General features: G+C 31.0%; 2 protein-coding genes and 1 pseudogene. 1 reads left to right on the plus strand and 2 read right to left on the minus strand.

The features are described from left to right. Positions 1 to 252 precede the first annotated feature (252 nt). Positions 253 to 957 (plus strand): M1 family aminopeptidase, encoded by a 705-nt coding sequence (locus V7014_RS26780; RefSeq protein WP_335512109.1) that lies wholly within the window; start codon positions 253 to 255, stop codon positions 955 to 957. A gap of 64 nt (positions 958 to 1,021) precedes the next feature. On the opposite strand, the gene V7014_RS26785 is transcribed toward V7014_RS26780, so the two are convergent. Continuing rightward, entirely contained in the window at positions 1,022 to 1,516 is a 495-nt protein-coding gene (locus tag V7014_RS26785; RefSeq protein WP_335512112.1) for a hypothetical protein, read from the minus strand. Beyond that, positions 1,461 to 1,847, minus strand: a pseudogene (locus V7014_RS26790) (site-specific integrase); the annotation flags it as partial. The gene V7014_RS26785 and the pseudogene V7014_RS26790, both read right to left, overlap by 56 nt. Between the last annotated feature and the right edge of the window lie 113 nt (positions 1,848 to 1,960).

Raw genomic sequence — 1,960 nt, forward strand, 5'->3', positions numbered from 1 at the left:
CATTCATATGTATGTATTGTATTTTGTAATTATTTGTTTGTCAATAGATAGTTCCTTATTAATGCTTTTTAAAATTTACCTCTTGGATTATAGAAAGGAGAAACCTATCATACCTCATATAGCGATTTTAAAATCAATTATAAATTACCCAGTTATTTAACTCTTATTTCATCAAGTGATAATGAAACACTTCCAGGTAGAGGTGAAGGTGTTTTATATGGAGAGAACATAAAAGATTTTTTTATAGCTTTATTGAAAAATCCTAATGTCATTGAAAAAAAGGTTGATGATACTACAATAAGTGTCTTCGGGCTAGATAGAAGAACGAAATTTCATAAAGAAATCAGCGAGGTTGCTAGTAAAGCATTTCTATACTTTCAAGACACAATTGGACCTTACCCTCATAAACAATTGGATATAATAATAGATGAAATGGCAATGGAATACCCAGGAATAGTAACAGCTAATTCTCTCTATAATAGTGGCCCAGTAAATTCTGATGCTCTAAAAAGTATAATTGTCCACGAAATTGCTCATCAATGGTTTTACGGAATAATTAGTAATGACCCTTATAATGATGCATGGCTTGATGAAGGTTTAGCTGATTTTGCTCAAGAACTATTCTATGCAAAACTCGAAAAGAAAGAAATTCATTTAAATGATTATCGTAAGGAATTACTGGAGGGATTATCACTACCCGTAAACTTACCTTTAGATCAATATGATTTAAAAACACAAAGTTCATATATATATGGAAAATCAGCATCGATGTTAACTAAGACATTTCAAGATAATGGTGGAAGAAAAAATGCTGAAGAGTTTTTAAAAGCCTACTATGACAATTATAGATATAAAGAAGTGAATACTCGAGAATTTATAAGGTTCTTAACCTATTATTTAGACATAAATAATACCGCCTATTATAAAGATTGGATTTCGGTAGATAAGACAAGATAAATAAATTTTATTCGATTATAAGGAAGTTGTGGAATGAGGAGACAGCAATTGCTGTCTCTTTATACTACTTGAATGATTCGAAATGGGCCGAAACCCATTTATTTTCATTTTCAGATATATATTGTTCCGCTAGGATCAATCTTTGAACAAGTTCTTGCTTTGAAAATTCCATATACCTCCTATAAAGGTTATCAAGGTTACGATTAGGTTTAATATTGTGAAAATCAATATCTTTTACAGTACCCTTCGGGTTAACTTTTTTGTTATTTTCATTTTGTTTAAAAGTCTTACTATTTTGTTTGTAGTACTCATATAAATGTTCGTTTGTCCGTATTGTATTTAGATGAATTCCTTTACCTTCGTCATCGACTTCTTTAGACCATTGAGCTATATTGGCAAAGGTGACAGAAATATCTTTTTCTCTCAATAGATCAATTGTTTTTTTGCCTATTTGTATCGTCCGTTCTCTACGTTTTTGATGATTTTCTTTTAACCAAGGCTTTTCATTCGTTGAATTGAATGTTAGGGTCATAGTTTTCTTCCTTTCTATATTGTTCAATCAATTCAATTTCTTTCAGCTCATTACGGGCTTGTTTTCTCATTTCTTTTGCCTTTTTGACTTCTATTTTTAAGTTCATTTCGGCATACCGTTTCTCCATATCTTTTGCCAATTCCACTACCTCTTCCAATTCGTATTTCTTTTCGGGTTGTGGAATTTTTGCACTACAACCTAAACATGCCATTTTAGCTGGACAAACCATGTTCGTTACACAAACTCCACCAAGTACATTATTAAAAACCCCAACCTTTTCTTTATATTCTTCAAGCTCTTTTTGAAGCTCAACAGGGTTACGTAACACAGCTTCATCTATATCTATGTAATCAGTAATATCGCTCAAAATATTCTCTCTTTTCTTCGTTCAAAAATGAATTAACCCATTTTTTTGTGCTTCTTACAAACTCTCTATACTGTTTTAAAAAAACTGCTCTCTTACTATTTGAA

The organism is Bacillus sp. JJ722 (assembly GCF_036963345.1).
Lineage (GTDB): Bacteria > Bacillota > Bacilli > Bacillales > DSM-1321 > Bacillus_AD.